The sequence below is a fragment of the Pseudomonas sp. RC4D1 genome (genome assembly GCF_018390395.1).
Taxonomy (GTDB): Bacteria; Pseudomonadota; Gammaproteobacteria; order Pseudomonadales; family Pseudomonadaceae; genus Aquipseudomonas; species Aquipseudomonas danubii.
The window spans coordinates 405,126-431,640 of record NZ_JAHBAW010000002.1 but is presented as its reverse complement, the minus strand read 5'-3'; the positions used below and the strand labels follow the sequence as shown (position 1 = coordinate 431,640).

Below are 26,515 nucleotides of genomic sequence, written 5' to 3'. Positions count from 1 at the left end.
TGGCCGGTGGGTCCCTATGGAGAACATGTCTGGGTGGTCCGCTTTTCTTGATGTTGACGGATACCCTTAATGACTTGAACAAGGATGCTTCGATGAACACTGCTCACGCTGACGCGGTTCTGTATTTCGTCAATCCTGGGTATTTGCCTTCTGCTAGTCGTCGCACACGGGAAGTTTTCGATCCGGCGACGCTGGAGCGCATTGGAGTCATCCCGTTATGTGATAAAGCCGACGTCGACGCGGCTATCGCCGTCGCCGACGCTGCACGCATCGAGTGGCGAGCATTCGACGGCAGGGCGCGTGGCCGGTTACTGCATGAAGTCGCCGAGACCATCGAGCAGTCAGTTGAGCATGGCCTTGAGGTTGCTTGCCTGATGGGGGCGGAGACGGGAAGGTCATTTTCTGACGCTATGGCTGAGCTGGCCGGTTGTGCACGGGTTTTTCGACACTACGCCGAACTGGCCAGTGAAGGGTCCAATGACGTCCTCAGTAGTTTGCGGTCTCTGACGCTGCAACACAGGCACTATGAGCCTTATGGAATCAGTGTGCATATTCTCGGAGTCAGTCAGCCGCTGCTATTGATGTGCCGAACCGTAGCGGCGTCATTGGCCGCAGGTAACAGCTGCATAGTGAAACCTGCAGAGACCGCTGCACTCTGTACTTTGAAGTTCATGGAGTACTTCAGAGGATTGCCTTCGGGTTTGGTTTCCTGTCTTCCAGGGGATGGCTTAACGGCACAATTGCTGGTGCAGTCTGCTGCTACTCACGTTGTCGCCTTTAGTGGCGGTGCCGCAGCAGCTAGCGCCGTAGCCGTGACTTGTGCGGAGCTGATGAAACCTTGTGTGATCGAGACCGGATGCAGTGCTCCGGTGATCGTTTCGCGACACGCATTGCTGGATGTTGCAGCAGCCTGTGCGGTCACTGCCGCGTTTCGTCTGGGTGGACAGACCTGTACCTCGGCAAAACGATTCTTTGTCGTGGATGAAGTACACGACCTATTTGTCGAGAGGTTTGCAGAAGGTGTTCGTGCGCTGCGTACTGGTTACAGCCGTGGTTACTCGGAGATTGGACCGTTGGTAAGCGAGGAAGCACGAAAAAAAGTGATAAGCCTTGTGGAGGATGCATTGGCCAAAGGGGCGACACGAGTCTGTGGTGGACAGATACCCGCCGATCACCCTATTGGCTGGTTTTATGAACCAACCCTTCTTACCGAGCTCAGCGATGACATGGATATTTACCATGAGGAATGTTTTGGCCCAGTAGCCGCCGTTCGCCGTGTGCGGCACTTTGATGAAGCCCTGGAGCTGGCTAATAGTTCACCCTGCAAGCAGGGAGCTGTATTGTTTTCCGGCGATTTGGCCGAAGCAATCACGGCCGCAGATCGGCTTGAGGCAGGTCTGATCTGGGTCAACAACCCTTTGATTTACAACGAGGCGTTGACGGTTGATGGATGGACGTTGTCGGGGCTCGGAAGCGACGTAGGTCTGTGCGGGCTCAACGCCTTTCGCCGATCAAAGACCGTGTTCATCAACCATCCTGCTCGAGAGTGGCAGTGCTGACCCCGTCAGCGTGTTGGCGATCACGCAACTCAGGCTGCTGGACCCGACAACGCAAGCTGTCGGGTCACGTCAGAGGTTTATGGGGGGCTCAACGGTTCAAGGCTTTGCGTGCAATCCGGCACGCGGCTAGGTCCCACGCAGCAGTCCCCACGCTTTTAAGAACGATGGGGCGGGACAGATCGGGTGTGTTCTGCAAGGCCGAGGTAAAGGAGCGTACTGTGGTCCAGTCGACATCGGCCTGGATCAGATCGCCGGCTTCATGTTTTCCACCATGCAGGTCATCGATAAAGATCTGACTGCCTTGCAGCGTGTGCTTACTAATTTCTGCCATCTCGGGTTTGAACGCACCCACTCCGATAATCAGACGGCCAGCCATCGCAGTTTCTTCATAGAAGGCACTCTTGCTGGTGGTGACAGTGATCACCACTTGAACGTCGGGAACCACGTCGGGCGCGCAAGGTGACAACTTCTGGTGCAGCTCGGCGTTACGGATACAAAACGCTTGAGCATCGTCGAAAGTGACGCCGCGTACCCAGATGCGGGCTTCTGGATAAACCGTGCTCAGCGCCTGGAGATGGTAGTGAGCCTGGGTGCCCGTGCCGATAATCAGGATCTCGACAGGAGCTGTCGCGAGGAATGTGCGAATACCCAGTATCGACACGGCGGCGGTGCGGCGTCCCGTCACTTCGGGGCCGTCAAGCGTGAACAGCGGGTTCCCGGTCTCGGCGTTGTAGGCCGTCACTTGGCCATGAATGGTGGGCAGGCCGAGTTTCTGATTACCAGGGCAGACGTTGACCAGCTTGTGTACCGCAATGTCCGCGGCAGTAGCGGGCATGCTCAGCAGCACGGCATCCCGGCCCAAGAGCACTACCATCCGTTCCGGGCTGATGATTTCTCCGTTTTCGTATTGCAGCATCGCTTGTCTGACGCCCTCGACCAAGGCGTGGAAATCCAGCGCAGCGGCGGTGTTCGCTCTGTCGCAGACAATGAATTCGTCACGAGAGTCTTGAGCTAAAGAAAGAGTCATTCTGAGCCTCATATTGTCGTTATTGGTCTTGGAACTGAGGTTGAGATGGCCAGGATGGCGCGGGGCGTGACTCTGGCAGAAATTACCAGAGTCAAGGGCTTTCTGGTCTCATTCGAAACCAAAGCTAGACGGTTAGAGGTTTAATTACAACCAATTTAAAAAAGTGGTTGATCAGGTGGCTGTTCAGGCAGCGCAAGGGGTCGTGGCTCGTCAGTCGCAAGGGTACGTTGGCGCAGGGCGATTTCATTGTGCTTGCGGTTTATTGCGGAGCGATGTCGCGCCGGACCCGTTTGATATGGCCTTCCACGTAGAAGGCGGCCGCGTCTGCGTCTCCGGAGATGATGGCTTCGTAGATCAGGCGGTGTTCGGCGGCGTACAGCTTGATTCTTTCGGGATCGAAAATCCCGTCGTCGCGTAGACGGTTCCATAGTGGCTGTTCCATGGTCTGAGCGATGACATCAGCCATCCTCATGATCAGCGGATCTTCGGTCATGGCTGCCAGTTGCCGATGAAACAGCCGATCGCTTTCCTTCCACAGGGCCTGCTGCAGCGGGTCTGCGATGTCGTGAACATCAGCCATCGCCGACAGATAGCGTTCTGCCAGAGGGTCGCGTTTTGCGTGTTTGGCAGCCAGCCTGGCAATCGCCGGCTCGAGGATCATCCTGACCTCAAGTGTCGACACCGGACTTAGATCGGCAGCTGAGGCGACTGCTGTCGCAGCCTGTGCCGGTGCCTGCTGGCTGGCTGTCGAAGGTTGTGTCACGTAGGTTCCTGAGCCATGGCGTGTGGCGACCAGGCCTTCATTCTGCAGGGCGCCGATGGCCTCGCGAACAGCGGGGCGGCTGACCCCCAGCTGCCCTGCTAGGTCGCGTTCGGAGGGTAAGCGGCTGCCCGGCAGAAACGTGCCATCGAGGATCTTCGCGCGGATCGTATCGGCCACCTGCTCATAGATCTGTTTGGCCTGAAAGCCTGAATTCACTACTGTCATGTCCCCTCCAGAGATCAAAAAAAAGACCAATAGTTTAGGACTTGTCTGAAAAAATGACCTGTTCCTTGGTATTGGTTGCTGGCTAACCTCTTTGCGGATAGAGTCGGCCATGCCGCTCAGAATCGCATAAAGTTGTACGTAAATCGACCAAATGCGCCTGAACTGGAAAAGAGTAATAACCAATCGGGCGAGCAGCGCTACGCCTGTTTTACTCACAAGTTGTGAAGGGAGAGGTTCGGCAGTCAGCGCGATCACTGATCTATCCAGCAATCAATCGGCCTAATAAAAACCAATAGCTATGAACTGGAGAAAGCCCATGAGTATCGCTCGATACGCTTACAGCTCGCTTTTTGTTGCGCTTGCCGCAACAGCGCCTCTGTATCAGGCCAATGCTGCGACGACATTGGAAAAAATCATCTCATCGAAAACCCTGCGCTGTGGTGTGCAACTGGACTTTCCTCCGGCCGGTTTTCGTAACCAGGCCAATGAACCTGATGGCTACGACGTCCAGTATTGCAAGGACATGGCCCAGGCGCTGAACGTAAAGGCGGAGATTGTGGAAACCACTGCAGGTGAGCGGGTTCCGGCCCTGGTCTCCAAGCGAGTCGATGTACTGGTTGCCTCCACGACGATCAATCCGCAGCGGGCTCTGACGGTGAGTTTTACTCAACCCTATGTCAACTACTCGCATATCGTCCTGACTCGAAAGAACACCAGTATTGAAAATTTCGAGGATCTCAAAGGGCGCAATGTCGGGGGCGTAACCGGCACCACTGCCGAAAGGGAAATGCTCTCGGCGCGCAAGCAGTGGAATGACACCAAGGGGACTTACACGGGCTTTGGAACCGAGTCGGAAAGTTACCTGGCGCTGAACCAGGGCAAGATCGACGGCATGATCCTGAACGTGGCGTCGGCGGCCGCGCTGATACAAAGCGGCCAGTTTCCTTCGCTGGTGGTCAAGGGGGAGGCGCCGACGCCCGCCGACCTGTGTGGCATCGCGGTGCGCAAGGATGATGCCGATTTTCTGGGCTGGCTCAAGGTCTTCGTCTGGACCCAGGCCAGAACCGGTCGGTACGCGGAGCTTTACGCCCAGTACTTCGGAGCTGGAGAAGCCCCGACATTAACCGTGCAGAACAGCGATTTCTGAACACCATGCACTCTAATCAGGCCACGCTTTCCAGGTGTGGCCGTTTAAACGAATGGGCCACGATATGTTCGGATATACGTTCTATTGGTCAATGGTCTGGGAAAAGCTCCCGGACCTGATTGCTGGGGCCAAGACCACGCTGGAACTGACGGTGTTGTCGATGATCATCGGCACGCTCCTGGCCCTGGTCCTTTCTATTCTGCGTCGCCAGTCTTCGGGTATTGGTCTGCGGGTATCCGCCAGTTGGATTGAAGTGGCGCGCAATACGCCAGCGCTGTTTCAGATCTACATGATCTATTTCGGTTTGGGCGCCATTGGCCTGCATCTTTCCAGCTATATGGCGATGTTGATTGCTCTGTCCTTCAACAATGCCGGCTTCCTGGCAGAGATATTCCGTGGCGGTCTGCAGAGTATTCCCAAGCAACAATATGTGGCAGCCAGGTCACTGGGCATGGGGGCCTTCAAGGCCTACACCCATGTGGTATTTCCACAGTTGTTCCGGGTGGTCTATTTCCCCTACATCAACCAGTTGAACTGGGCGTTGCTGAACAGTTCGTTGGGTATGGTGATTGGTCTGCGTGAGCTGACCGGTGCCACTCAGGCGGCGCAATCGGAGTCGTTCCGCACCTTTGAGTTTTTCATCGTTGCTGCCGTCATGTACTACGTCTTGTCGAAGCTCATTCAGGGTGGAGCGCGACTCTCCTTTTGGCAACTGGTGAAGGAGTAACCCCATGCAATTCCAGCTTCCTTATTCAGGTTTGCAGTGGAGCGATATTCCGTTCCTGTTCACGGGCATCTACCACACCCTGCTGCTGACCCTGATCACCGTGGTCTTCGGCACACTGTTGGGTGTTCTGATCGGCTGGGCCAGGGAGAACTCCCGGTTTGCCAAGGCGCTGTTCTGGCCACTGGTGGACGTGGTCAGAAGCATACCGCTGATCATTCAGTTCATTCTGGTGAACAGCTTCTTTGCCATGGCCGGATATCCCATGCCGCCGCTGGCAGTCGGTGCGGTGGTACTGAGTATCTACATGGGCGTGCTGACATCCGAGCTGGTTCGGTCCGGTTTGCAATCGGTTCGACCGCAGTTGCGCAAGGCCAGTCGATCCCTGGGCCTGACGTATTGGCAGGAGCTGTTTCATATCTCAGGGCCTTTGGCGTTCAGAACCCTTTTGCCGGGTTGGATTGGTACGGTCATCGGGGTCACCAAGGATACGGCCCTGGTCAGCGTGGTGGGTTATGTGGAGCTGTTGCGTGCTTCGCAAATCCTCATCAACAGGTCCAATGAAGCGCTTCTGGTGCTCGCCGGAACCGGTCTTTTCTACTTCCTTATCTGCTACCCGATTTCCCGTTATAGCCGCAGCCTGGAAAAGGTACTGAAATATGATTGAAATCAAGAATATTCGTAAAAGCTATGGCGAGTTGGAAGTGATCAAGGGCATCAACCTGACGATCGCCAAAGGCGAGGTACTTTGCCTGATTGGTGGCAGTGGCTCGGGGAAGTCGACTTTGTTGCAGTGCATCAATGGGCTGGAGCCGATTCAGAGCGGCGAGATACTGGTCGACAACATCCGTGTTCACGATCCCGCGACTGATCTGAACCAGCTTCGGCAAAAGTTGGGCATCGTGTTCCAGCAGTACAACGCATTCCCTCATATGAGCGCGTTGGAAAACGTTGCCCTGGCCCCGCGTCTGGTCAAGAAACTGCCCAGGCGCGAAGCTCTGGAGCTGGCACGCAAGCACCTCGAATATGTCGGCTTGGGCAATCGGGCCGATATGCGTCCCAGCAATCTGTCGGGTGGCCAGCAGCAACGCCTGGCCATCGCCCGGGCATTGGCCATGGAGCCCAGTTACATGCTGTTCGACGAAGTCACCTCGGCGCTCGATCCCGAATTGGTGGGCGAGGTGCTGGACACCATTCGCAAGCTCAAGGAGACGGGCATGACGTTGGTCATGGTGACTCACGACATTGCCTTTGCTCGAGAGTCGGCTGATCGAGTGGCCTTTTTTGACGATGGCAACATCTGTGAAGTAGGAGAGGCCAGGCAGGTGATCAATCATCCGCAACAAGAGCGAACCCAGCAGTTTTTGCAACGCGCGCTCAATTGAGTAGCCGTTTCCAGGTTTATTTTTTGAGGATGAGATGATATGAGCGGTTCACGTCTGCAGGCAAAGTCGTTGGTGCATGGGGTTGCCCAGGGAGAGGTGCTGTTTTCCAGCGTTCCATTGAGCCTGTGGGGAGGTGTCGATCCTTACACCAGTGAGGTGATTGATCGGCACCATCCGCTGTCTGGTGAGCATCTTGCCGGCAAGGTGCTGGTGATTCCCAGCGGGCGTGGTTCGTGTTCCGGCAGCGCGGTGATCATGGAGTTGTTGTTGAACGGCAAGGCGCCAGCGGCCTTGGTGTTTGCCGAAGACGAAGATATTCTCACCTTGGGGGCCCTGGTCGCCCAGGAAATCTTCCAGGTGTCGATTCCTGTAGTGAGTGTCGCAGAGGAGGGCTTTGGGCGGTTTGCCAATGCCCGATCGGTCCGAATAACTGGCGCGCTGGTGGAGATTGATGGCGGCGGCGATGAGCAGCCCATCGATGCCGCGGTGGTGGCGGTCGGGGCCGTGCAGCTCTCGGCCAGTGATCGGGCGATGCTCGACGGTCAGTCCGGCAAGGCCTGCCAAGTGGCCATGCAGATCATCCTGCAAATGGCCAGAATTCAAGGCGCGAGTGAACTCATCGACGTGACCCAGGCGCATATCGATGGCTGCATCTACACCGGTCCGGCCAGCCTGCGTTTTGCCCAGCAGTTGTGTGAATGGGGCGCCAGAGTCGTGGTGCCCACCAGCCTCAACTCGGTATCGGTGGACCAGCGACGCTGGCGCAGCCAGGGCGTCAGGTCCGAACTGGGCGAGCCGGCCAGTGCGTTGGCGGACGCCTACGTCAACATGGGTTGTCGACCGACATTCACCTGTGCGCCGTACTTGCTCGACACCGCGCCGACCTTGGGCGAGCAGATTGTCTGGGCTGAATCCAATGCCGTGGTTTACGCCAACAGCGTATTGGGCGCTCGCACCATGAAGTATCCGGACTACCTGGATATCTGTATTGCACTGACCGGGCGCGCACCCTTGAGCGGCTGCCATATCGACAAGAATCGCCAGGCGGCGGTGGTGATCGAGGTGCCGCAGCTGGCGGATTTCGACGAGTCGCTGTATCCGCTGCTCGGCTACCATGTCGGCCTGATCGCGGGGCAGCGCATACCACTGGTGATGGGGTTGGATGGGCACAGTGTCACGGCGGACGATCTGAAAGGCTTTGGTGCTGCCTTTGCAACCACCTCTGCGGCGCCCATGTTCCACATTTTCGGGGTCACCCCCGAAGCGCTGTCCCTGGCGACGCTACAGGTTCTTGCCCACCCCCTGGAAACCATCAGGGTCAGCCGTGACGACCTGTACCGCAGCTGGCAGGAACTGAACTCGGCCGATGATCGACAGGTGAACATCATCTCCCTGGGCAACCCGCATTTTTCCCTCGACGAATTCAAGCGCCTGGCACAACTGTGCGCCGGTCAGCGCAAGCACCCGCAGGTCTCGATCATGGTTACCTGCGGCAGGACGGTGTTCGAGCAGGCCGAGGCGGCCGGTGCGATCGATGTCCTGGCAGCCTTCGGCGTGGCGTTCATGACCGACACTTGCTGGTGCATGATCGAAAAACCGCTGCTCAAGCCCAACGCCCGCTCACTGATGACCAACTCCGGCAAGTACGCGCATTACGGTCCCGGAATTTCCGGCTTGGGCATTCACTATGCGGGGCTGGCGACCTGTGCCGAGACCGCACGTACCGGTCTGGCGCCGGCTGCAGCTCCCGCCTGGATTCGTCCGTAAGTTGATGCAGTCCGTGGCCGTATTCGTTGGGATGCGGCCATCGTCACGCAGGCCCGATCGCAGGGTCGCAGCGACCCAGAGGGTTGTGCTGCGCCAGGATGATCGTATTCGCCTGGGTCAATGCGTTTCATTTTCCGCTCAGCCGCGAGTGCCTAAACTAGGGTCATAGGTCTTTCCCGTGTTTACTCAACAGTATTCGTCGCTGCAGAGCCGAGGGGTGTTTCGTGAGCCAAATGCAAAGAGCTGCTGATGTTTTACGTAGGTCCAAGACAATCGTTTTTTTCTCGGGCGCTGGTATCTCGGCTGAGAGCGGAATACCGACGTTTCGCGACAAACTAACTGGGTTATGGGCGAAGCACGACCCTCAACGCCTGGAAACAGCGGACGCCTTTCGGGAGAACCCGGCTCTCGTATGGGGCTGGTACTTGTGGCGGCGGCACCAGGTCAGCGGGGCAAAGCCAAACGCGGCCCACCTGTGCATTCCCCGGTTTCAACATGCCGGCTGGGAGGTGTCCGTCATTACCCAAAATATCGATGACCTGCATGAGCGGGCAGGTTCATTGGACGTGGTTCACGTTCACGGTAGCTTGATGGGCGCGAAATGCTTTGCGTGTCACCGGCCAGGCGAATTAACACCTGACCAGCTGAGGGTTTCTGAGGAAGGACAGTGGATCGAGCCTCCTCGGTGTGAGCATTGCAACGAAAGGCTTCGGCCAGGGGTGGTCTGGTTCAAGGAGAATATGCCCGAGGACGCCTGGCGGTCCGCAGTACGGCTCGTGAGAGATTGTGATGTGCTGATTTCAGTGGGGACTTCCGGCGTAGTCATGCCGGCAGCTGGCATTCCGGAAATGGCGCTCGCAGCCGGGGCTGCGTTGATCCATGTCAACCTTGAGGAGGTTGGATGGGTTGGCGCGGACGAGATAATGCTGAAAGGAAGTGCTGGTGTGGTATTGCCCGAGCTGCTCCTGGCGGTCGGGGGGGGGCGACAACGTCACAGCTTGATGGATCTATCTAGGAAACCAGGCACGAGACGAGCATGAGGCTTTCCAAACTGAGCCGCTCCGCGCGGATTTATAGCCCTTCACCGCAAGCCTGTGCTCTCAGTGGTCATCAGTCTTCCGGCAGGTTATTGAAGATGATCTCCAGGGTCGCGTGGAGTTTGTTGATCTGCTGTTGAGTCAGGCGGTGCTCTGGACACCATCGATGACCGCGCAAGCTGGGTTAATGCTCAATCTCTCAATCGTCAAGTCCGTCGCTGAGTGTCGAAGAAAGTATAAAGTTCCGTAAGTGTGGAGTCGCTGTCTATATGACATGGATAGCCGGGCCGTAGTCCAGTCGCTGTTTTCAAAGTCAGCGAAGGCCACGACAACTCAAATACCACAAGCTCCTTGCGATAACTACAAAAGCTGGCCAACTATGGCGTAGCCGGTCTTCCTCCGATTTGTCCCTTCAGTTAACGGAACCATAAAGCTGGCTTAACCAACTGAGCGTATACAGCTGTCTTTTACGAAGGTAGTCTTGACTGGTATCCACAAAAAACAAGTACAACGTATTTTTCGTTAAGTTTGCTACTGCCCATCTCTTACGCCAACAATAATTACGAGGACAGTTAAATGTCCCGTGGAGATAGCAAATGCCCAGCTCTTCGGTTGAACTGCATCAACCCGCCTTGCTCGAAAAACGCTCTATCGACCATATTCCAGAATCAGAACGACATGGCAGCCTCTATAGCCAGTTCACGCTATGGCTCGGCTGCAACCTGCAAATTACTGCACTGTTGACCGGCTCCCTTGCCGTAGTTCTGGGTGGTGACGTGTTCTGGTCACTGATCGGGCTGTTGGTCGGCCAGATATTTGGTGGCACCGTCATGGCCCTGCATGCCGCTCAAGGGCCGAAGCTCGGCTTGCCCCAGATGATCTCAAGTCGTGTCCAGTTTGGCGTGTACGGGGCAACGATTCCTATCGTCCTGGTCGCCCTTATGTACCTGGGCTTCAACGCCACAGGCGCTATTCTCTCCGGCCAGGCCGTGGCGCAATTGGCTGGGGTAAGCAACAGTGTCGGTATTCTGATTTTTGCCGGGCTGACAATGCTCATGACAATCATGGGCTACCGCTTCATTCACATCGCAGGTCGCGCAGCGAGCGTGGTGGGTGTCATCGCGTTTTGCTATCTGTTTGTCCGCTTGACGATGACCAAAGATATCGGCCAGCTCTTGGCAATTCGTCACTTTGACTGGGGTGGCTTCCTGCTCGCTGTGTCGCTTTCAGCTTCATGGCAAATCGCGTATGGCCCATACGTCGCGGACTACTCTCGCTACCTTCCGAGCAAAACTTCACCTCTCAAAACCATCCTGGCTGTTGGACTGGGCTCGGTGATTGGCGCGCAAGTTTCTATGGTACTTGGAGTGTTCGCAGCCGCTCTGTCCGGAGCCAGCTTCGCCGGTCATGAGGTATCCGTCATTGTGGGGCTCGGTAGCACGGGCCTGACAGCAGCGCTGATCTACTTCAGCATTGCATTCGGCAAACTCACGATCTCGACACTCAACGCCTACGGCAGCTTCATGTGCGCCGCCACGGTCATCAGTGGTTTGCGTGGCGATGTGGCAATCAGCGCGGCGCAAAGGATTTTCTTTGTGTTGTGCATCGTCGGCGCGTCCACGACGGTTGCACTGCTCGGAGAGGATTCGTTTATCGGAACCTTCAAATCATTCATTTTGTTCCTGCTTGCCTTCTTCACCCCATGGAGCGCGATTAACCTTGTTGACTTCTACTTCATCAACAAGGAGCAATATAATCTCAACGCCTTATTCGACCCCAACGGACAGTATGGCCGCTGGAACAGCGTGGGTATTGGCACTTACATCTTCGGCGTTTTAATCCAGATGCCCTTTATTTCGACCAGCCTGTACACCGGCCCCGTTGTCGAGAAAATGGGAGGAGTAGATATCTCCTGGATCATTGGGCTTATCATTCCCGGCGTTGTGTATTACATCTTTGCGAAACGAAACACTTCGCTCATGCCTGCCCAAACACACCCCACCAACTAACAGCATGCCAAAGCAGGCCGCTAGTGCCTGTTGGCACATCACTCAGTCCATCAGCGACATAAATAAGCACCCATGGATCAGTTTCACTTTTGAATAAGCCAGCTTTCGTAATTGGCGATTTATTTGAGCGCAAGCTGTTCATACTCTGACCTGGGTAAAGAGTAACAACAAAAAAGCATACTTTATTGCCCCATCCTCTCGGGCTATTGCCTTGCCTGCTGTTATTACTCAAACGGTTTCACCTGTAACTCGCTCCTTAATGACAAACATAAAAAGTCGACCAATATGCGTCGATATGGAGACCATCATGGCTAACAAGAACCCACAGCCTATTGACGCGGCCCTGGTGCCACGCTTCGCAGGCATCCCCACGTTCATGCGGCTACCCGCCTTCGAAGACCCGTCTCAGGTTCGTATTGGCTTGGTAGGTGTACCTTGGGATGGCGGCACGACCAACCGCGCCGGTGCACGCCACGGTCCTCGTGAAGTACGGAACATGTCCAGCCTCATGCGCAAGGTTCATCATGTGAGCCGCATTGCGCCCTACGACCTGGTCCGCGTCGGCGACCTAGGCGATGCCCCGGTCAATCCGATCGACCTTCTGGACTCGCTGAAGCAGATCGAAGGATTCTTCAGCAAACTGCATCAGGCGGGCGTCATCCCCTTGTCTGTAGGCGGCGACCATCTGGTTACCCTGCCGATCTTCCGCGCTCTCGCCAGGCATCGCCCAATCGGTATGGTGCATTTCGATGCTCACTCCGACACCAATGATCGCTACTTCGGCAACAACCCCTACACCCATGGCACGCCCTTCCGTCGAGCGATTGAAGAAGGTCTGCTGGACCCGCGGCGCACCGTGCAGATCGGCATTCGCGGCTCTATCTACTCAGCCGAAGATGAAGCCTTTGCCGAAGAGTGTGGGATCCGAGTGATCCACATGGAGGAGTTCTGCGATCTTGGCGTGGAAGGCACCCTAGCAGAGATTCGCCGAGTGATTGGCGACGACCCGACCTACATCAGCTTCGACGTCGATGTGTTGGATCCGGCCTTCGCTCCTGGAACTGGCACACCAGAAATTGGCGGGATGACCACGCTGCAGGCCCAACAAATGATCCGCGGTCTGCGCGGTTTGAACTTGGTCGGTGCCGATGTCGTTGAAGTTTCGCCCCCGTTTGACCTGGGAGGCGCGACAGCGCTTGTCGGCGCAACGATGATGTTCGAACTGCTCTGCATCCTCGCCGATGCTCTGGCTGAACAGGCCTAAGTCGAGGAGAAGCCATCATGAGCTTCAGTGACTTCATAGGCTACGACCGAAAGGGTGAGGTTCGAGAGATCAACACCACCCTCTCCAAGGGACGGCTGAGTACGCTCAACGTCTGTGCCAATACACTGGCCTTCAATGGCCCAGCGTGGGTCGGAGTATCGTCGATGCCCCTGCTTTACACCCTGTCTGGAGAACTCGCACCGCTATCGATTCTCGCTGCGTATTTTTTCCCAATGATGGTGATTGCCTTCAGCCTTGTGTACCTGGTCCGCAGGGCTCCTGCGGCCGGTGGCGTTTTTGTGTTCAGTAAGCGTTATCTGACACCAGGAGCGGCCACCATTCTTGGCTGGACGTACGTGATCATGTGCTTCAGCGTGACCGCAATGTGCGCGCTGGTCGGGGCGCAATACGCACAAGGCCTCCTCGGCCTTGATGGCTCAACTCACACCGGGCAGGTCGTGGCCAGCACGATGCTCCTCGTATTCATGGTGCTGAACCTGAGGGGGGTTGAGGCTACTGCCAAAGTCGCCATCTGCCTGCTGGCTCTCGAGCTCGCGGTGCTCTTGGGGCTGGGCTTGGCAGGCATCATCGACCCACAAGTACCCAGTGCAGGTGTGCTGAGCTCCTACCTGCCCTCGTCACTGGACAGTTTCTGGACGGCCATTGGTCCAGGCATGTTGTTTGGAATGTGGATGCTCGCGCAGTTCGACTCTTCGATCAATTTCATTGAAGAGGCCAGAACACCCGTAAGAACCATCCTGCGGTCATTCCTACTGACCCTGACTGCAATGCTGGTGATCTACTCGATCGCAGCCGTCGGCTGGAAAATGGCAGTCCCTACCAGCACGCTCGCCGGCATGTTCTCAGACAGCGCACAAGCAATCGGCAGCATTGCACAGCTTTACCTGCCTTCCTGGCTGCTCTGGTTACCGTCCCTGATAATCATCACGTCAGCTTGCAACTGCTTGAACATCTCGCTGAATGCTGGGGTTCGTGCAGGCTATCGGATGAGTCGCGAAGGCGAGTTGCCAGCGGCGCTGGAGAAACTGAACCCGAGGCGAGTTCCTGCTCGACTGACCGTGATTGGCACTGTCTGTGGACTGGCGATGATCTGGGCTAAGCCAGTGAGTGACTTGCAGTGGTACTACGATGTGGTGTCGATCACCATGATGATCTCCTACGGCACGATGATCCTCTGCTTCATCTTCGCGGTCTTGCGCGAACAGCCGCTTCATAAAGCCTTCGCAATGTCTGGCTTGCCTGCCTTGGCGCTACTAACTCTGGCCTACATTGCCTACACCGCAGGTGCCCAACCTGCGGACCCTGCCTATCTCTATCACGTCTGGTACTGCGGCATCGTCATCATAGCCAGTGGTGCAGTCGTGCTCACTTACAACCGACTGCGCCGCAAGGCGCCTACGCAAAGGATTGTTTCCCCATGACTATGTGGCCTGATCGAAAGCGTTTCGCTGTCACCCTGAGCTTTGACCTGGATGCTGAAACTGCGTGGGAATCGTCCAGCCTGGACGGCCGCCGACTGACTTTACTCTCGATGGGCGCCTATGGCCGTCGTGTAGGTGTGCCCCGCATTCTTGAGCTACTTGCGAAGTACGACGTCCGCGCCCAGTTCTACATCCCGGCCTTGATCGCCGAGAGGGACCCGAACGTCGTTCGCGGAATCGCAGAAGCCGGTCATGGCATTGGCTGTCATGGCTATTTCCACGAACGTGTCGACGAACAAACACCGGAACAGAATCTGCGCATCCTGCGCGACAGCAAAGCAGTGCTGGAACGGACCATTGGGCGCGAAGTCAACCACTATCGTGCTCCGGTTTGGGAGATCACGCCGGATGTCATCAGTTCACTGATCGAGCTCGGGTTCAGATCTGACAGCAGTCTGATGGGGGGTGACCATCCTTACCTGGTAGGCGGTGAACCAGGGCAACTTCTGGAGTTGCCGGTCAGTTGGGCACTGGATGACTGGGAGCAATTTGCCTACTCCGCGGAGCCTGCCATGGGGGGCGTGATCGAGGCGCCTGACAAGGTCTTGAGTCTCTGGACCGCAGAAATGGAAGGCATGCGCGCGTATGGAGGTCATTTCATTCTAACCATGCATCCACAGCTGATTGGCAGACCCTCAAGACTCCTGATGTTGGAGCGCCTGATTCAACGTATTCAACAGAATGATGATGCCTGGTGGTGCACGCCTGACGACGTGTACGAACAGGTGCGCAAGGGCGCGCTGGATTTGCCCATTCATCCCTACTGAGAGGGTTCTCCATGAATGTTCTCGTGACAGGGTCCAATGGATTCCTTGGACAAGAAGTCGTGAGCCAGCTTCTAAAGCAAGGTCACCGCGTGACCGGCTATGATCGCAGCCTGATCTGTGCTATCGAAGCTGCTGACTACCAGTATCGACAAGGCGATCTGATCGACCTGGCCAGCCTGCTGGAAACCTTTCAGACCCAGAAGTTTGATGCTGTCATCCACACGGCAGCAATCTCCCACCCCGTTGATTCGCGTCGCATTCCACTTCAAACCGTTTTGAGCAACGCGCTGGGCACTACTCACGTGCTGGAAGCAGCACGCCTGAACGGAACACCTCGAGTGGTGAACCTGAGCTCTGAGTGTGCCTACGGCAATAACCAAGCACTCGGGGTGATCGACGAGTCGGCGTCGTTGCAACCGACCACCCCCTACGGCTGCACCAAGGTGTTCACCGAAAAGCTTGGCCAGGTCTACACCGACCTCTACCAGGTCAGTGTTGTTTCACTGCGCCCGGGCTGGATCTACGGGCCAGGCCAATTCATGCAGTGCTATCTCAAGGACTTACTGCGTGCAGCCATCGACGCAAAGCCACTCGATGAAGCCGCAGGTGGCGATTACAGCCTGCAATACGTGCACGTTTCGGACGTCGCAGCGGCCTGCCTACTGGCAGCAACCGTAGAGGATGGGCGATTAACTCAGCGTGTGTTCAACGTCACCGCCGGCGAGCAAGAGAGCTACTCCTCGGTTGCCGAGCGCGTGCGCTCTCTGTATCCGTCCGCGGACATTACCATCGGCCCAGGCACGATTAAGGTCCTCGATGAGAACGCACGATTCGACATCTGCGCAGCACGTGAACAGCTCGGTTATCACCCAGAGTTTCTGTTAACTGATGGTTTAGTGACCTACGCACGCTGGCTCGAAAATCATCCCTACTGATCTGGAACCGCCCTATGAAAACCTATCTTGTGACAGGCGCCGCCTATGGCATTGGCCGCGCTATTGCCCTCGCTTTGGGCGAAACTGGCGACACGGCAGTGCTGAATGACTTGAGCTTCAGCCATGAGCTTGAATCTCTGGTCCAGGAACTGGAATCCAAAGGTGTCACAGCTCGTATAGCGCTGGGTGACGTTTCATCGCCGGAGACGGTGAGGCATGCCTTCAGCGGATTGGAACGGCTGGATGTGCTGGTGAACAATGCTGGCATCCTGAACGAAGCGCCGATCACTCGGATGGCATTCGAGCAATGGGATCTGATGATACGCGTGCATCTGTACGGCACCTTCATGTTTGCCCAGGAAGCAGCTCGACTCATGACCCGACAAGGCAGCGGCTCGATCATTAACATTGCCTCTGACCTCGGTCAGTTGGGCTGCGCCAATCTGTGTCACTACTCCGCCGCCAAAGGTGGGATTATCGCTTTCACCAAATCGCTAGCCAGAGAGCTCGCGCCTCATGCGGTGAGGGTAAATGCGGTGGCACCGGGTGGCACACTTACGCCAATGGTCAAGCGACTTGGGCCGGCTTACGTGAAAGAAGAGGCGGCTCGGTATCCACTCCAGCGCCTCGGGACTGCAGACGAGATCGCTCATACTGTGGTGTTCCTTTCCTCCGAGAAAGCCAGTTTCACGACAGGCCAGGTACTGGGCGTGAACGGTGGCGGCGTGATGAACGGGTAAGGCCAGCCCTTCAGTCCTGCTATCTCGGTAGCAGGGCTTCAGAAAGCCCACGCGACTAGAGGTGGTCATGCTTGGAAATCTGAATGACGTGGATCTGCGGATGCTCCGCACGTTCTGCACGATTGTTGAGGCTGGGGGGTTCACCGCAGCCCAGACCCGTTTGAACATGAGTCTGCCGCGGCTGAGTGTCGTGATCCGCGACCTAGAGATTCGTGTGGGCTATTCGTTGTGCAAGCGAGGCAAGTCCGGCTTTCAGCTCACAGAAGAAGGTTTGGCCACCTACAGCGCTGCCCAGGAACTCTTTGCCGACATCGAACGCTTTCGACAAAAAACAGTGGAGATGAACGGCCGAAGCCAGGAACACCTTCAGTTGGGTACTGTAGACAGCCTGGCTACGATGCCGAAGAGCCCCCTGCCGCATGCACTTGCTCGCTTTCGTAAAGAACACCCAAGGATTCGCCTGCAACTGCATGTGATGCGTCCCGATGAATTGGAGCAAGCAGTCCTGGAAGAACGCCTGCATCTGGCGATCGGAGCCTTTCACCATCGGCTCTCAGGCCTGGACTACAGATCGCTGTTCAACGAGGAGCAGAACCTCTACTGCAGCAGTGATCATCCGTTCTTTGATCGAGCAGATGAAACACTATCCATCGAAGAAATCAGTGCTTCGGACTACGTGGATCGCGGCTACGTCGCAGAAAACCGCCGGCCTTACGAACTGCGCTTCAACAACATGATCAGCGCCTTCTCGATGGAGGCCATCGCACTGCTGGTTTTCTCAGGGACATACATCGGCTACTTACCCACCCACTATGCAAAAAACTGGGTCGAAGAAGGTCGGCTGAGGGCCATTCTTCCGGATCGGCTCGCCTACACTTCAGCGTTTCACTGCATTACTCGGCAAGGAATGGACTTGCAGATAGGTCTAGCCAGCTTCCTCAGCATACTCATAAGCGGCAATCGGCCATCGGTATGTGAGCCTCCGATGCCGGCAAGCACCTGAGCGATAAATGGGGGGGCAGTTGCGGCATCAACCATTGATCCTGCGAGAACCTCCTGGCTGGGTTGCAGTGGTCGGGAACCACAGGCCCTAGCATGTGCCGCAAAGTCTTTCAGGGCAGGCCGGAGGTGTCCGTTCCAGTACACAGGTGAACAGGTGTTCCTTGCTGCTGAAGTAGTAGTAGAGCATGCGGTCGTTGGAGTCTGCTTCACGGGAGATGCTCTTGATCCGGCCGCCGGAGTAGCCGTCCCGAGTGAAGACCTTGATGGCTGCCTTGAGAATGCGTGCGCGAGTCTGTCTGGCTTGCTGGGCACGAATGCCGGTTGTTTTGCTCAAGGGGCAGGGCCTTGTATGGGGCGTGGAGTGTCGGTCTCAATACTAGACCGTTCTCCATGCAGCCGCAGCCAAGGGAGCGCGTGGATGCGTTTCCTTTCCGGGTAGGGCCTTTCCCCTTGAATCCTTTCCCTTGAGACTCAGTCCATTTATCCCTTTGCCTGACCCTTTGCTGAATCTGGGTTGCCTGCCATCTACCCTGGCGGTATAGGAGCAGCGTCACAAGCGCTTTTTCTTTGATGGGGGTGTGTAGCAGGACTCGCCTCGAAGGAATCATGGCGTGTCCCGAGCCCCGGTATTTGGCTTGCTTGACGGTGTAAGAATACTTCCTTACTGTTTGAGCGTAACCCACACAGGAGCCTGCCATGCCCATCCACGAACTTGCGACCCTGACCTCCAAAGGCCAGATCACGTTGCCGAAATCGGTCCGCCAGCTTCTGGGCGTCGATACCGGTGGCAAGGTTGCGTTTGATCTGCGCGACGGCGAGATCGTGGTGTCGCGGGCTGATGACGAACATGAAGACCCGGCGATTGGGGCCTTTCTGAGTCTGCTGACGGCGGATATCGAGGCCGGCCGGCATGTGCAGGTATTGCCGGAAGATCTTGCTCGAGCCTTGTTGATGAACGCTGAGCATCACGCTGACTTGGATGCGCCAATTGATGGCGATGTGGAGCTTTGATGCAAAGCCACGGATGGACGCTGCTGTTTCATGAGTGCGTGGTGCAGCAGTTGCAAAAGCTGCATGCAGCGGCGCAGCGAGCCGAGCGGAGTGACCCCGAGGGCTTTGCTTCCAATGCCAACGTCAAGCTGTTCCGAGCGTTGAGCCAGCTCATCATCGAGGTGGTTCCGGGAAATCCAGCGCGTGATGAGTACAGACAAGGCAACACATTGGGGCCTGCGTACCGCCACTGGAGGCGGGCTAAAATAGGTCGGCGCTTCAGGCTGTTTTTCCGCTATGACTCCATAGCCAGGGTGATCGTGTTCGCTTGGGTCAACGATGAGCAGACGCTGCGCTCGTCAGGCAGCAGGTCCGACCCCTATGCGGTATTCGAGAAGATGCTTGGCAAAGGTCATCCACCAGATGACTGGGCTGCCTTGATTGCGGCCAGCCAAACCGACTGGATCAACACTGAGGAATAGTGTTCAACGTTTGAGGTGATGGCGATGAGCAAGATCAAGCATCCCACCAAGGCCGAGCGATTGGGACGGTGGTTCGGCGGGGCATGGCGAGGTCTGGTTCGTCGTGATGCTAGGCTTGCTGTTTGGCTTAACGACAAAGGCCTGTCTATTGTGGCAACCAAGACCCTGATTTGGCTTCTACGCCTGGCGTTTTTTGGTCTCTTGTTTTACGTCGCTCTCTGGCTTTCGCTCATCGTTGTGTTTGCTCTGGCGGCCGCTTGGGTTGTTGGAAACTCCTCAGTCCGCTGGAGCAAGGGTGCACCAGACAGATTGGAAGATCCCAGAGACTGTGTTTCCTACGATCCGATCAATCCCCACAACGAATTCACTGACCACACAGATTCACGCTTCCCCGATTAGCGGGTGGTGCTCCGTTACTATCGCAATGTTCGTCCTGCCATATCAGACGCTTTCGTACCTGCCTGCTCTGCCTGTTTGCTACCTGCAGACAGTCCATGCACAACACCACCCAGTCGATATCCAGCCCACCCTATTGCTGCGATCCAGAATGAGGGCAACACAATAAACATCGTCCCCATCACGAAGTTGAGCAGCATGTCGCCGAAGGCATTGTTCAACCCCATGATCGGGTCAAAGTTCGTCACTGGTCGGTTCCAGCCCCAGCCCCAACCGTAGAGCGCATCAAGAATCGTGCTGTCGATCCACCGCGCCAACTGAAACCAGAAGTCCACGAAGAACAGTCCGAACTGAACGCAGCTCATGGTGACGGCGGTTTTCAGATCATAGGTACCGAGTATCAGTATCAACGGGATGCACACCACCAACGCCATCTTCAGCAAGGACAGCACCATGGGCACGGCCTGGCGGACAACATCCATCGCCGGGAATGCGCCCAACGAACCAATGGCCAGGCCCAGATCCCCGGCGCCACGAGCGATGATGTTGGGGACGGTTTTTTCGATTTGTCCGCCGTAATCGGTATATACCTCGCCCTGGTTCAACTTCTGTTGTCGGGGTGATACCAGGGTTCGGATCACCGAGTCATCGAGATCCTGACGGGGCATGAAGCCGGCCCAGAACGCCAAGCGCATATGCAGATCCGGATCAACTTGCTGAAGCACGCGGGCGCGCAGCCCATTGCTGCCGGATGTCCACCAGTCTTGGCAGACGGGATAACCTCCACCGCTGGGTACCTGCGTCAGGCCCGCATCTCTGCTGGTGTTGTACGCCCAGGCATCACGGGGCGTGCTGGAGCGATAGGTGTCGTAGTAACCGGGGCTGTTGAGGAATACGTTCGAGCCGATCCAGGTTACGTCGAGCATCTGCTCTTCAGTCAGAACTGGGCGGCTCATAAAGAGTTTGGCACGTGCCGGACCATAGCAATCATGAGTGAAGTCGGCGATTTCCTGGGCCAGGATCGGATCGTCGATTCGTGTGCTGTCGATTTCCATCCGCATCTGGCGCAGGTCCGTGCCGCAGGGAATAGCGGCCACGGCGGAGCCGGAAATTGCTCTTGAAAGTGCATGGGTAAGGAACCACCACACAGGTACTTTGGCACTTTGATGGTTGATCATTGAAAACGACTGCGACCACCCCGTCTCCGAGGGATTGGGGACTTTGACCTGACATTGTTCAGAGCGTCCGCGGTCGAACTCGATGGTGTGCAGATCGATGTCGATCATGGGAATCCCGGCGAACATGATTACCACAATGGCCACCCAGATACGGTTCTCGATGCGCATTGCCGAGAGCACGCCCTTGTTGCCCTCGTCGGCGCCTTCGGTACGTGCCTTGAGCCACTCCTGGACAACAATGGCGAGGAAGGGGATGGCGAATACGCCGCTGGCGACGAGCACGTTCCAGATGCCGTTGTGCACAATCCAGCCAACCAGCGTCAGGTAGTACTCCAGGTAATCACTGGTGTGGAGTGTCATGGCTTCCTCCGTCCTATCCAAGTGACAGCAGTTGGCTGCCTTCGAGTGCAATTACGGTCACTGCGATGGCGATCTCGGCACGCATCAGTCGGCGAGAGGACGCTGCTCCGTGTTCCCGGGCCAGAAGTCGTCGGCGCATCCAGCACCAGCCATAGGCAGTGCCGATGTAAAGGATTAGACGCCAGGCCACTAACCACGGGGCCTGTTGGTCGAGCCAGAGTTTCCAGGCAGGGATACTCCCCAACATTTGGATGCCCAGCACGTTGGCCAAGACCGCAAAAGTCAGCGCCACCAAGCCCCAGAGCAAGGCGCGCGCCGATGAACGAATCAGGCGCTGCCAACCGACGGTCATTTCAAGTCCTCCATCCCTGGACGTTTCTGTGGGCTCTGTAGCTGGTTGAGGCGATCACGGGCCGGATCACCTTGATAGATCGCCCGCGAGGCGGCTGCGCGAGTGCTATGCCGCTGGATAATGGCCATGGGCGAGTTGTTCGCCAGCTCGCGGCGAAGCTCCAGCTCCGTTTTGAGGTTGCGGATTTCACGATCGAGGATGTTGCTTTCCTGCGTGACCGCCGCCAGTGCCAGCTCGTTTGCGGCCACGTTGGGTTCCAGGCGACCGGTGAGCAGGGTCCGCTGGAGCAGCAGGGCCTTCTCCATCACGCTGGCCAGTGCGACTTCTGACGCCAGGCGACGGGCCAGAATGTCCTGATCCGGTTCGTCGCGCAGTGCCTCTATAACGCCGCGAGTGATCGGTAGCGAAGCGCTGCTGGCCGCTTCCAGGTTGCCGAAACTCGTAGGGCGGCTGCCCGTGATCAGCTCCTGCAAGGCTTCAAGCTTGTGTTCGTACTCTTCTTGGATCAGAGGTGTCAGGCCAACGCCTGGAGTGGTCTGGGTCTTGGTGCAGTTCTCGCAGGTGCGTTGCTGTTGTTCACCCAGCACCCTCACGGCCCAGTCGGCGGCGGCTTGCGGAGAGCTCCAGGTCTGGCACGCCAGTCGGTTGTCGCAGGAGGTCGGATCGATAGTCGAGGTGTCGGTGACGCTGCGGCCATTAACCAGGTTATAGCCGGCCTTGGTCACGTCGCTGATGACCTTGATCGAGGGCTGTCCGGAACCACCGGAGTTGTTGCCGCCGACCCATGGCACCCCCTGATTGCCCCGGCTGGACTCGGCCTTCTCAATGGCCGACACCGCGTCTTTGCTGGCCAGTGACTGTTTGAGCGCCATCCCTTCGGCCAATTGCCCCCATCCAAGCTGGCCACCTGCGGCGTCGGCCATACGCTCCGCCATGGCCCGGCAGGTCATTTTCGAACGGTCAAAGTCGATCCTGGCTTGCAGCACGCCATTGGTCAGCAGGTTGTACAGGCCAGGGTCCGCACGCTGGATGATCAGCGCCGGTAGCGAGGCAACCGCGCTGGTCGCGCTCTGGATCACCGACGACATGATGTTCTGAAAGCCATTGGTCATGCCGTTCAACTGATTTTGCAGCGTGGTGGTCAGGCTCATATCGCCACAAATCAGGTTGCTGTTCCAACCTGCGCCAACGCCGATCGAGCGCATGCGCGGAGCACCGGTCATCGTCACCGCCCGACCGCCGCCGATGCTGTAGAGCACGTCATCGCCAATCACGCTGCCGTGGTGTTGCAAGCCGTAGTCATTGGGTTTTGCAAGACTTGCCGATGCCAGGCCCAGCATCAACAAGCCAACCCCAATGGGGCGGCAGATGCGGAGGAATCTTGGGGGACGACTCATGGTGTTTGGCCTCAGTTGAGATCCGTGCTGCTCAGGAGCACTTGGCCGCGCTTGCGGCAGCAGCTGTAGGGACGCCATAACGCCCACGCGTAATCTCCCTGCTTGGCTTGTACCAAGGGGGTTGTGTGGGGGAAAACGGCGCATGAGGGGGAGAGGCGTGGAGTCAGTGCTTGCCACTTGCCGGTTTTTGCATCGCTCTCGAGCAGTGTCCCGGCAGGCCAGTAACCGGCGCTGGCACGGGCTAGCAGTGGTTGATAGACGTGGGGTTGCCCCCGGCGTGTAACGATGTCGCCGGCGCGCTGGGCGACCACTGCAGCGGCCTTGTAGTCGTCGGCCTGGTGCAGGAACCCTCCGCGAGGGTAGACCGTGCCCCAGAGGTTTAACGAGCCTCGGTGGCCGATCTCGCGTTGCCCTGGAGCAAGCGACTCCGGATACACCATCTCAGGCACGTTGTTGCGCCAGGCGAGAGCGTCAAGCGTACTCAGGAAGTATGGAGCAAAGGCCGAACCGGCACCTTTACAGCTATAGCCTGAAGCGCTGGCGAATTGACTGAACACGGTGCCACCGGGGTGGCCTATCACATCGGCGTTTTTGAATTTCGCTAGGTTGTTTTCATGTTCCTGGTTTGTGGTGCCGTCTCCGCCGGCCTTGGCTGCAGGATTCGGCGTGCCCATGGGGCGGACCTCTAACCAGGGATTTTGGCCAGTGTTTGAGTAGGCCGAGACTACGGCATCCGGAATGTAGTGACGGACCTTCACTGACGTCCGCACCCGACATCCAAACGGGGTGCATTGCAGCCAGTAGCAGACGCCTACCACGCGGTAGTCCAGGCAGTCCGGCGATAGGGTGGAAGGGAGGAGGGTGGCGGTGGTCAGTGCAACGGCCGGCAGGCACGTGATCAATAATAATGCGCTGAGCAACCGTCGACTTTGTCTGCAGAGAAATGACCTATGACGCATCATCTTTCACTGCTCCGAAACGCCTCGATGGTTTGCAAGGCTCGCTGTACATTCGGCTCGCCGTAGACGACGTAGCGGCGATCGACAACGACAGCGGGCAAGCTGGTAATACCTTGTTGCCAGGCATCAGTGATGCCCTGATAGGCGCGATCGATTTCATGCTGTAAATCAGGACCGCCTTGCTCTAGCCGGTGGCGAACGATAACGGCGGCGCGTTGTGGATCAGTCGGTAGGTTCTCCTCCAGCTTTGTCTCGATCTGTTGGGCGCGATCGAGTTGCACCACTTGCACGTCGCCGAGTGCCTCAAGTTGGATATTGCTGTCGCTGTAGACACGTACCTGCGAAGCGTTGGCTTCGGCAATCCAGAGTCCGATGCACAGCGCACAAACGCGCAGCAATTTTAGGCCGCATAGATTTGAGCAAGGAAAGCGTAAGTGCGGCATGTGAGATCCCCGGTAGGCAGCTCATCTCGAAGGAGTACCGGATTTGATCGGGGATCGGAGATAACAGCTGCCGAGAATGAGCATCTCGTGAAAACCGCTTTATGGATGACCCCATCGCTACCACGACCTACTCACACTTTTTAGCGAGACGGAGCCTTATAGAGGTTGGATGACTGTCGGCCTTCATGCGATAGATGTTCCTGGTGATGATGGACAGCTTAGCGATGGAGTGGACGGAATATTATCGAAATGCTCGACTCGCTGTTTTCCTTGATACTGACTCACCACCGGTTGGCCCGTTATCCCAGCGACGAGTGATATTTTGCGACCACAGCTCTGGATATCGTGCTCTTGCGTCAGCTTGAGTCAATCCTTCAAAAACGCCAACGTTCCGCTCTTGGAAGCAGTCCATTATCTTGACCGGGAGTTTTAGCCCTTCGTTAAGGATGTACGCAGCTTCTGTGGCCCTCAGGCGTGGTGAAACGATGAGTGCATCAATCTGTCTTTCGTAGTTAATTCGGTCGCCACTTATGCGGCAGTAGCTGATCGATTTCACTCGCTCGCTGCGTAGCGGCACCGCAATGACGCTAAAGAAAGCATGAACAGGCTGTGCCGGCGATGGATGCATTGCATGCCTGTATGATCGATAGCGCAGTCTTGTGCCCGATGGTTCAGTTATCTCTCTTCATCGGAAGCTGCAAAAAAATCGGGAGCTATAAGCTCCCGAGTGGATTAGTTCGCTAGTGCTTCAATGGCTGCGCGAGAATGCTCCCGCCAGTTCGAGTGGACGAGGCGGCCAGCCAGTATGCTTGCTGTTTTCCGCAGCTGCTTGGCCGAATCGTAGTTGTCCCAGCCTGACTCGAATGAGGCTTGTCTGTATAGCTTTTCGACCTCTTGCATGACAGACGTGGCCTGATCATCGGAGTCGACCGGCCTGATCCACCTGATGCGGTGACCTGTCGACTCTCCACAGAGTACCAAGTGATGGGCAGGGTCTTTTACGTAGAAGAGCTGAGGAGCAAAACACAACGCTAGTGCATCCTCACTGAGATCAAACAAGTCGTTAGCCAGCGCTGTTTCAGCAAGGGCTATCGCCTGTTCGACGAGACCACATTGTCCTATGTGGAGGGTACTTGAACTCCACCAGGTCCCGTAGATGGGATCGTCCTCCCGGTACTCCACTTCACCCACGCAGGTGACGGAGAGTCGCTTGTGGAAAACGTCTTGGCGGACGTAGGAACTGGGTCGATAAGGGTTGATTACAAAAGGCTCGCCATTAAAGAAAAGGATCTTGGGTTGCATGTGGAGTTCCTCTTGAGAAATCGGACTCCAATAGTCCCTGGCGGGCAAAGGAGTCCGCAGGGGAGGTGATGTCAGCCAGATCGTCAATCTGGAAAAATGAGGCGCCGGAGCTAGATCAGACCCGCTTCGGCAAAGGAGAACGGTTGTCCCTGACCCACGATGAAGTGGTCAAGCAGGCGAACGTCGATCTCCGACAACACCGACTTCAGTCGTGCGGTGATGATCTTGTCGGCGTTGCTTGCCTCGGTATCACCAGAAGGGTGGTTGTGGCAGAGGATCACAGCGGCAGCGTTGTGCTCCATGGCCTTCTGAAACACGATTCTTGGGTGGACCGTGCTTGAGTCGATCGTCCCATGGAAAAGTGCTTCGCAGGCAATAACGCGATGCTTGCTGTCGAGAAAAGTCACCATGAAGACTTCGCGCAGCTCTTTCATGAGTTTGAGTCGTAAAAACTGACTGACCTCCTGTGGGCTTGTCAGCTCAGGCCCACGTTGGAAGGTACGTTGCTCCAATATCTGCAACGCGTAGGCGACGATCCAGTCGTCCGGGGTGATGGTGAGGCTCGTTGGTACGTAGCGTTTCAACTGAGTGAGGAGTGGTGCCTTCATGAGGGGCCTCCATAGGCATAACTGGAGGCGAGCGCTCCCGGAGGGGCGAACCCTCCAAGGATGTGAACATTGTGCATCTACCGTCACGCTCGTGACGGCTGTTCGCGCAACAGATGCGAAGCGAACGCTGTCGATCAACACCAACAACGCGTGTCATAGCCTTGAAGATCGTGGCTATCTGGGCATGTCGCTGAC

General features: G+C 56.8%; 27 protein-coding genes and 1 pseudogene. 17 read left to right on the top strand and 11 right to left on the bottom strand.

The features are described 5' to 3' along the window. The first annotated feature begins 92 nt into the window (after positions 1 to 92). Positions 93 to 1,559 (top strand): aldehyde dehydrogenase family protein, encoded by a 1,467-nt coding sequence (locus KHO49_RS17785; protein WP_213665532.1) that lies wholly within the window; start codon positions 93 to 95, stop codon positions 1,557 to 1,559. 88 nt (positions 1,560 to 1,647) lie between these two features. Here the strand turns inward: KHO49_RS17785 and lhpI (KHO49_RS17780) are convergent, their stop codons facing one another. Further along, positions 1,648 to 2,586: a bifunctional Delta(1)-pyrroline-2-carboxylate/Delta(1)-piperideine-2-carboxylate reductase gene (gene lhpI / locus KHO49_RS17780; RefSeq protein ID WP_213665531.1), complete on the bottom strand. Its 939-nt coding sequence runs from the start codon at positions 2,584 to 2,586 to the stop codon at positions 1,648 to 1,650. Between the two features lie 259 nt (positions 2,587 to 2,845). Continuing rightward, on the bottom strand, positions 2,846 to 3,829 hold the full coding sequence (locus tag KHO49_RS17775; protein ID WP_349628969.1) for a FadR/GntR family transcriptional regulator: 984 nt from the start codon (positions 3,827 to 3,829) through the stop codon (positions 2,846 to 2,848). Positions 3,830 to 3,890: 61 nt separating this feature from the next. Here KHO49_RS17775 and KHO49_RS17770 point away from each other — a divergent pair, with 61 nt between their 5' ends. The 13 genes from KHO49_RS17770 (at position 3,891) to KHO49_RS17710 (ending at position 17,854) form a co-directional block, all read left to right on the top strand. Continuing rightward, complete coding sequence (locus tag KHO49_RS17770) at positions 3,891 to 4,721, top strand: ABC transporter substrate-binding protein (RefSeq protein ID WP_213665530.1); 831 nt, start codon at positions 3,891 to 3,893, stop codon at positions 4,719 to 4,721. 64 nt (positions 4,722 to 4,785) lie between these two features. Further along, the gene (locus KHO49_RS17765; protein ID WP_213665978.1) at positions 4,786 to 5,448 is read left to right on the top strand and encodes an amino acid ABC transporter permease; all 663 of its coding nucleotides are present in this window, start codon (positions 4,786 to 4,788) and stop codon (positions 5,446 to 5,448) included. Between the two features lie 4 nt (positions 5,449 to 5,452). Then, on the top strand, positions 5,453 to 6,112 hold the full coding sequence (locus KHO49_RS17760) for an amino acid ABC transporter permease (protein ID WP_213665529.1): 660 nt from the start codon (positions 5,453 to 5,455) through the stop codon (positions 6,110 to 6,112). After that, positions 6,105 to 6,830 carry an amino acid ABC transporter ATP-binding protein gene (locus KHO49_RS17755; protein ID WP_213665528.1) on the top strand — a complete coding sequence of 242 codons (726 nt, stop codon included), beginning with the start codon at positions 6,105 to 6,107 and terminating at the stop codon, positions 6,828 to 6,830. Before KHO49_RS17760 ends, KHO49_RS17755 begins: the two co-directional genes overlap by 8 nt. Positions 6,831 to 6,869: 39 nt before the next feature. After that, positions 6,870 to 8,597 (top strand): cis-3-hydroxy-L-proline dehydratase, encoded by a 1,728-nt coding sequence (gene lhpI, locus KHO49_RS17750; RefSeq protein WP_213665527.1) that lies wholly within the window; start codon positions 6,870 to 6,872, stop codon positions 8,595 to 8,597. 224 nt (positions 8,598 to 8,821) lie between these two features. Beyond that, entirely contained in the window at positions 8,822 to 9,637 is an 816-nt protein-coding gene (locus KHO49_RS17745; protein WP_349628968.1) for an SIR2 family NAD-dependent protein deacylase, read from the top strand. Between the two features lie 593 nt (positions 9,638 to 10,230). Next, positions 10,231 to 11,643 carry a purine-cytosine permease family protein gene (locus tag KHO49_RS17740; RefSeq protein ID WP_213665526.1) on the top strand — a complete coding sequence of 471 codons (1,413 nt, stop codon included), beginning with the start codon at positions 10,231 to 10,233 and terminating at the stop codon, positions 11,641 to 11,643. A 307-nt stretch (positions 11,644 to 11,950) separates the two neighbouring features. After that, positions 11,951 to 12,907: an agmatinase gene (gene speB / locus KHO49_RS17735; RefSeq protein ID WP_213665525.1), complete on the top strand. Its 957-nt coding sequence runs from the start codon at positions 11,951 to 11,953 to the stop codon at positions 12,905 to 12,907. Between the two features lie 17 nt (positions 12,908 to 12,924). Next, positions 12,925 to 14,349 (top strand): APC family permease, encoded by a 1,425-nt coding sequence (locus tag KHO49_RS17730; protein ID WP_213665524.1) that lies wholly within the window; start codon positions 12,925 to 12,927, stop codon positions 14,347 to 14,349. Further along, positions 14,346 to 15,176 (top strand): polysaccharide deacetylase family protein, encoded by an 831-nt coding sequence (locus tag KHO49_RS17725; RefSeq protein ID WP_213665523.1) that lies wholly within the window; start codon positions 14,346 to 14,348, stop codon positions 15,174 to 15,176. The genes KHO49_RS17730 and KHO49_RS17725 overlap by 4 nt, the downstream gene beginning before the upstream one ends. A gap of 11 nt (positions 15,177 to 15,187) precedes the next feature. Further along, the gene (locus KHO49_RS17720; protein ID WP_213665522.1) at positions 15,188 to 16,111 is read left to right on the top strand and encodes an NAD-dependent epimerase/dehydratase family protein; all 924 of its coding nucleotides are present in this window, start codon (positions 15,188 to 15,190) and stop codon (positions 16,109 to 16,111) included. A gap of 14 nt (positions 16,112 to 16,125) precedes the next feature. Next, a complete protein-coding gene (locus KHO49_RS17715; protein ID WP_213665521.1) occupies positions 16,126 to 16,851 on the top strand; it encodes an SDR family NAD(P)-dependent oxidoreductase in 726 nt (241 codons plus the stop codon). A 67-nt stretch (positions 16,852 to 16,918) separates the two neighbouring features. Then, positions 16,919 to 17,854: a LysR family transcriptional regulator gene (locus KHO49_RS17710; protein WP_213665520.1), complete on the top strand. Its 936-nt coding sequence runs from the start codon at positions 16,919 to 16,921 to the stop codon at positions 17,852 to 17,854. 126 nt (positions 17,855 to 17,980) lie between these two features. On the opposite strand, the pseudogene KHO49_RS17705 reads toward KHO49_RS17710, so the two are convergent. After that, positions 17,981 to 18,187, bottom strand: a pseudogene (locus KHO49_RS17705) (TetR/AcrR family transcriptional regulator); the annotation flags it as partial. 362 nt (positions 18,188 to 18,549) lie between these two features. On the opposite strand from KHO49_RS17705, the gene KHO49_RS17700 reads away from it, so the two are divergent. Genes KHO49_RS17700 through KHO49_RS17690 form a run of 3 tightly spaced genes read left to right on the top strand, consistent with a single transcriptional unit; the run spans position 18,550 to position 19,724 of the window. Next, positions 18,550 to 18,864 (top strand): type II toxin-antitoxin system PrlF family antitoxin, encoded by a 315-nt coding sequence (locus KHO49_RS17700; RefSeq protein ID WP_213665519.1) that lies wholly within the window; start codon positions 18,550 to 18,552, stop codon positions 18,862 to 18,864. Continuing rightward, positions 18,864 to 19,325, top strand: a complete 462-nt coding sequence (locus tag KHO49_RS17695; RefSeq protein ID WP_213665518.1) for a type II toxin-antitoxin system YhaV family toxin — start codon at positions 18,864 to 18,866, stop codon at positions 19,323 to 19,325. The genes KHO49_RS17700 and KHO49_RS17695 overlap by 1 nt, the downstream gene beginning before the upstream one ends. 24 nt (positions 19,326 to 19,349) lie before the next feature. Beyond that, positions 19,350 to 19,724, top strand: coding sequence for a DUF3742 family protein (locus KHO49_RS17690; RefSeq protein ID WP_213665517.1), 375 nt, complete (start codon positions 19,350 to 19,352; stop codon positions 19,722 to 19,724). Between the two features lie 17 nt (positions 19,725 to 19,741). On the opposite strand, the gene KHO49_RS17685 is transcribed toward KHO49_RS17690, so the two are convergent. The 8 genes from KHO49_RS17685 to radC form a co-directional block, all read right to left on the bottom strand. Next, positions 19,742 to 21,259, bottom strand: coding sequence for a conjugal transfer protein TraG N-terminal domain-containing protein (locus KHO49_RS17685; RefSeq protein ID WP_213665516.1), 1,518 nt, complete (start codon positions 21,257 to 21,259; stop codon positions 19,742 to 19,744). Between the two features lie 13 nt (positions 21,260 to 21,272). Next, the gene (locus KHO49_RS17680) at positions 21,273 to 21,611 is read right to left on the bottom strand and encodes a hypothetical protein (RefSeq protein WP_213665515.1); all 339 of its coding nucleotides are present in this window, start codon (positions 21,609 to 21,611) and stop codon (positions 21,273 to 21,275) included. Beyond that, the gene (locus KHO49_RS17675; RefSeq protein WP_249735671.1) at positions 21,608 to 22,951 is read right to left on the bottom strand and encodes an integrating conjugative element protein; all 1,344 of its coding nucleotides are present in this window, start codon (positions 22,949 to 22,951) and stop codon (positions 21,608 to 21,610) included. The genes KHO49_RS17680 and KHO49_RS17675 overlap by 4 nt, the downstream gene beginning before the upstream one ends. 68 nt (positions 22,952 to 23,019) lie before the next feature. Further along, complete coding sequence (locus KHO49_RS17670; protein ID WP_213665976.1) at positions 23,020 to 23,967, bottom strand: TIGR03756 family integrating conjugative element protein; 948 nt, start codon at positions 23,965 to 23,967, stop codon at positions 23,020 to 23,022. Further along, entirely contained in the window at positions 23,967 to 24,410 is a 444-nt protein-coding gene (locus tag KHO49_RS17665) for a TIGR03757 family integrating conjugative element protein (RefSeq protein ID WP_213665513.1), read from the bottom strand. The genes KHO49_RS17670 and KHO49_RS17665 overlap by 1 nt, the downstream gene beginning before the upstream one ends. Before the next feature lie 241 nt (positions 24,411 to 24,651). Then, on the bottom strand, positions 24,652 to 25,038 hold the full coding sequence (locus KHO49_RS17660) for a histidine phosphatase family protein (RefSeq protein ID WP_213665512.1): 387 nt from the start codon (positions 25,036 to 25,038) through the stop codon (positions 24,652 to 24,654). A 104-nt stretch (positions 25,039 to 25,142) separates the two neighbouring features. Further along, positions 25,143 to 25,712: a hypothetical protein gene (locus KHO49_RS17655; protein WP_213665511.1), complete on the bottom strand. Its 570-nt coding sequence runs from the start codon at positions 25,710 to 25,712 to the stop codon at positions 25,143 to 25,145. 110 nt (positions 25,713 to 25,822) lie between these two features. Continuing rightward, positions 25,823 to 26,320 carry a RadC family protein gene (radC, locus tag KHO49_RS17650; protein WP_213665510.1) on the bottom strand — a complete coding sequence of 166 codons (498 nt, stop codon included), beginning with the start codon at positions 26,318 to 26,320 and terminating at the stop codon, positions 25,823 to 25,825. Positions 26,321 to 26,515 lie beyond the last annotated feature (195 nt).

Excerpts from the sequence above, each read along its gene's own strand:
- KHO49_RS17785 (WP_213665532.1), top strand. The coding sequence starts at position 93 with ATGAACACTGCTCACGCTGACGCGGTTCTGTATTTCGTCAATCCTGGG.
- lhpI (WP_213665531.1), bottom strand. The coding sequence starts at position 2,586 with ATGACTCTTTCTTTAGCTCAAGACTCTCGTGACGAATTCATTGTCTGC.
- KHO49_RS17770 (WP_213665530.1), top strand. The coding sequence starts at position 3,891 with ATGAGTATCGCTCGATACGCTTACAGCTCGCTTTTTGTTGCGCTTGCC.
- KHO49_RS17765 (WP_213665978.1), top strand. The coding sequence starts at position 4,786 with ATGTTCGGATATACGTTCTATTGGTCAATGGTCTGGGAAAAGCTCCCG.
- KHO49_RS17760 (WP_213665529.1), top strand. The coding sequence starts at position 5,453 with ATGCAATTCCAGCTTCCTTATTCAGGTTTGCAGTGGAGCGATATTCCG.
- KHO49_RS17755 (WP_213665528.1), top strand. The coding sequence starts at position 6,105 with ATGATTGAAATCAAGAATATTCGTAAAAGCTATGGCGAGTTGGAAGTG.
- lhpI (WP_213665527.1), top strand. The coding sequence starts at position 6,870 with ATGAGCGGTTCACGTCTGCAGGCAAAGTCGTTGGTGCATGGGGTTGCC.
- KHO49_RS17740 (WP_213665526.1), top strand. The coding sequence starts at position 10,231 with ATGCCCAGCTCTTCGGTTGAACTGCATCAACCCGCCTTGCTCGAAAAA.
- speB (WP_213665525.1), top strand. The coding sequence starts at position 11,951 with ATGGCTAACAAGAACCCACAGCCTATTGACGCGGCCCTGGTGCCACGC.
- KHO49_RS17730 (WP_213665524.1), top strand. The coding sequence starts at position 12,925 with ATGAGCTTCAGTGACTTCATAGGCTACGACCGAAAGGGTGAGGTTCGA.
- KHO49_RS17725 (WP_213665523.1), top strand. The coding sequence starts at position 14,346 with ATGACTATGTGGCCTGATCGAAAGCGTTTCGCTGTCACCCTGAGCTTT.
- KHO49_RS17720 (WP_213665522.1), top strand. The coding sequence starts at position 15,188 with ATGAATGTTCTCGTGACAGGGTCCAATGGATTCCTTGGACAAGAAGTC.
- KHO49_RS17715 (WP_213665521.1), top strand. The coding sequence starts at position 16,126 with ATGAAAACCTATCTTGTGACAGGCGCCGCCTATGGCATTGGCCGCGCT.
- KHO49_RS17710 (WP_213665520.1), top strand. The coding sequence starts at position 16,919 with ATGCTTGGAAATCTGAATGACGTGGATCTGCGGATGCTCCGCACGTTC.
- KHO49_RS17700 (WP_213665519.1), top strand. The coding sequence starts at position 18,550 with ATGCCCATCCACGAACTTGCGACCCTGACCTCCAAAGGCCAGATCACG.
- KHO49_RS17695 (WP_213665518.1), top strand. The coding sequence starts at position 18,864 with ATGCAAAGCCACGGATGGACGCTGCTGTTTCATGAGTGCGTGGTGCAG.
- KHO49_RS17690 (WP_213665517.1), top strand. The coding sequence starts at position 19,350 with ATGAGCAAGATCAAGCATCCCACCAAGGCCGAGCGATTGGGACGGTGG.
- KHO49_RS17685 (WP_213665516.1), bottom strand. The coding sequence starts at position 21,259 with ATGACACTCCACACCAGTGATTACCTGGAGTACTACCTGACGCTGGTT.
- KHO49_RS17680 (WP_213665515.1), bottom strand. The coding sequence starts at position 21,611 with ATGACCGTCGGTTGGCAGCGCCTGATTCGTTCATCGGCGCGCGCCTTG.
- KHO49_RS17675 (WP_249735671.1), bottom strand. The coding sequence starts at position 22,951 with ATGCTGGGCCTGGCATCGGCAAGTCTTGCAAAACCCAATGACTACGGC.
- KHO49_RS17670 (WP_213665976.1), bottom strand. The coding sequence starts at position 23,967 with ATGCGTCATAGGTCATTTCTCTGCAGACAAAGTCGACGGTTGCTCAGC.
- KHO49_RS17665 (WP_213665513.1), bottom strand. The coding sequence starts at position 24,410 with ATGCCGCACTTACGCTTTCCTTGCTCAAATCTATGCGGCCTAAAATTG.
- KHO49_RS17660 (WP_213665512.1), bottom strand. The coding sequence starts at position 25,038 with ATGCATCCATCGCCGGCACAGCCTGTTCATGCTTTCTTTAGCGTCATT.
- KHO49_RS17655 (WP_213665511.1), bottom strand. The coding sequence starts at position 25,712 with ATGCAACCCAAGATCCTTTTCTTTAATGGCGAGCCTTTTGTAATCAAC.
- radC (WP_213665510.1), bottom strand. The coding sequence starts at position 26,320 with ATGAAGGCACCACTCCTCACTCAGTTGAAACGCTACGTACCAACGAGC.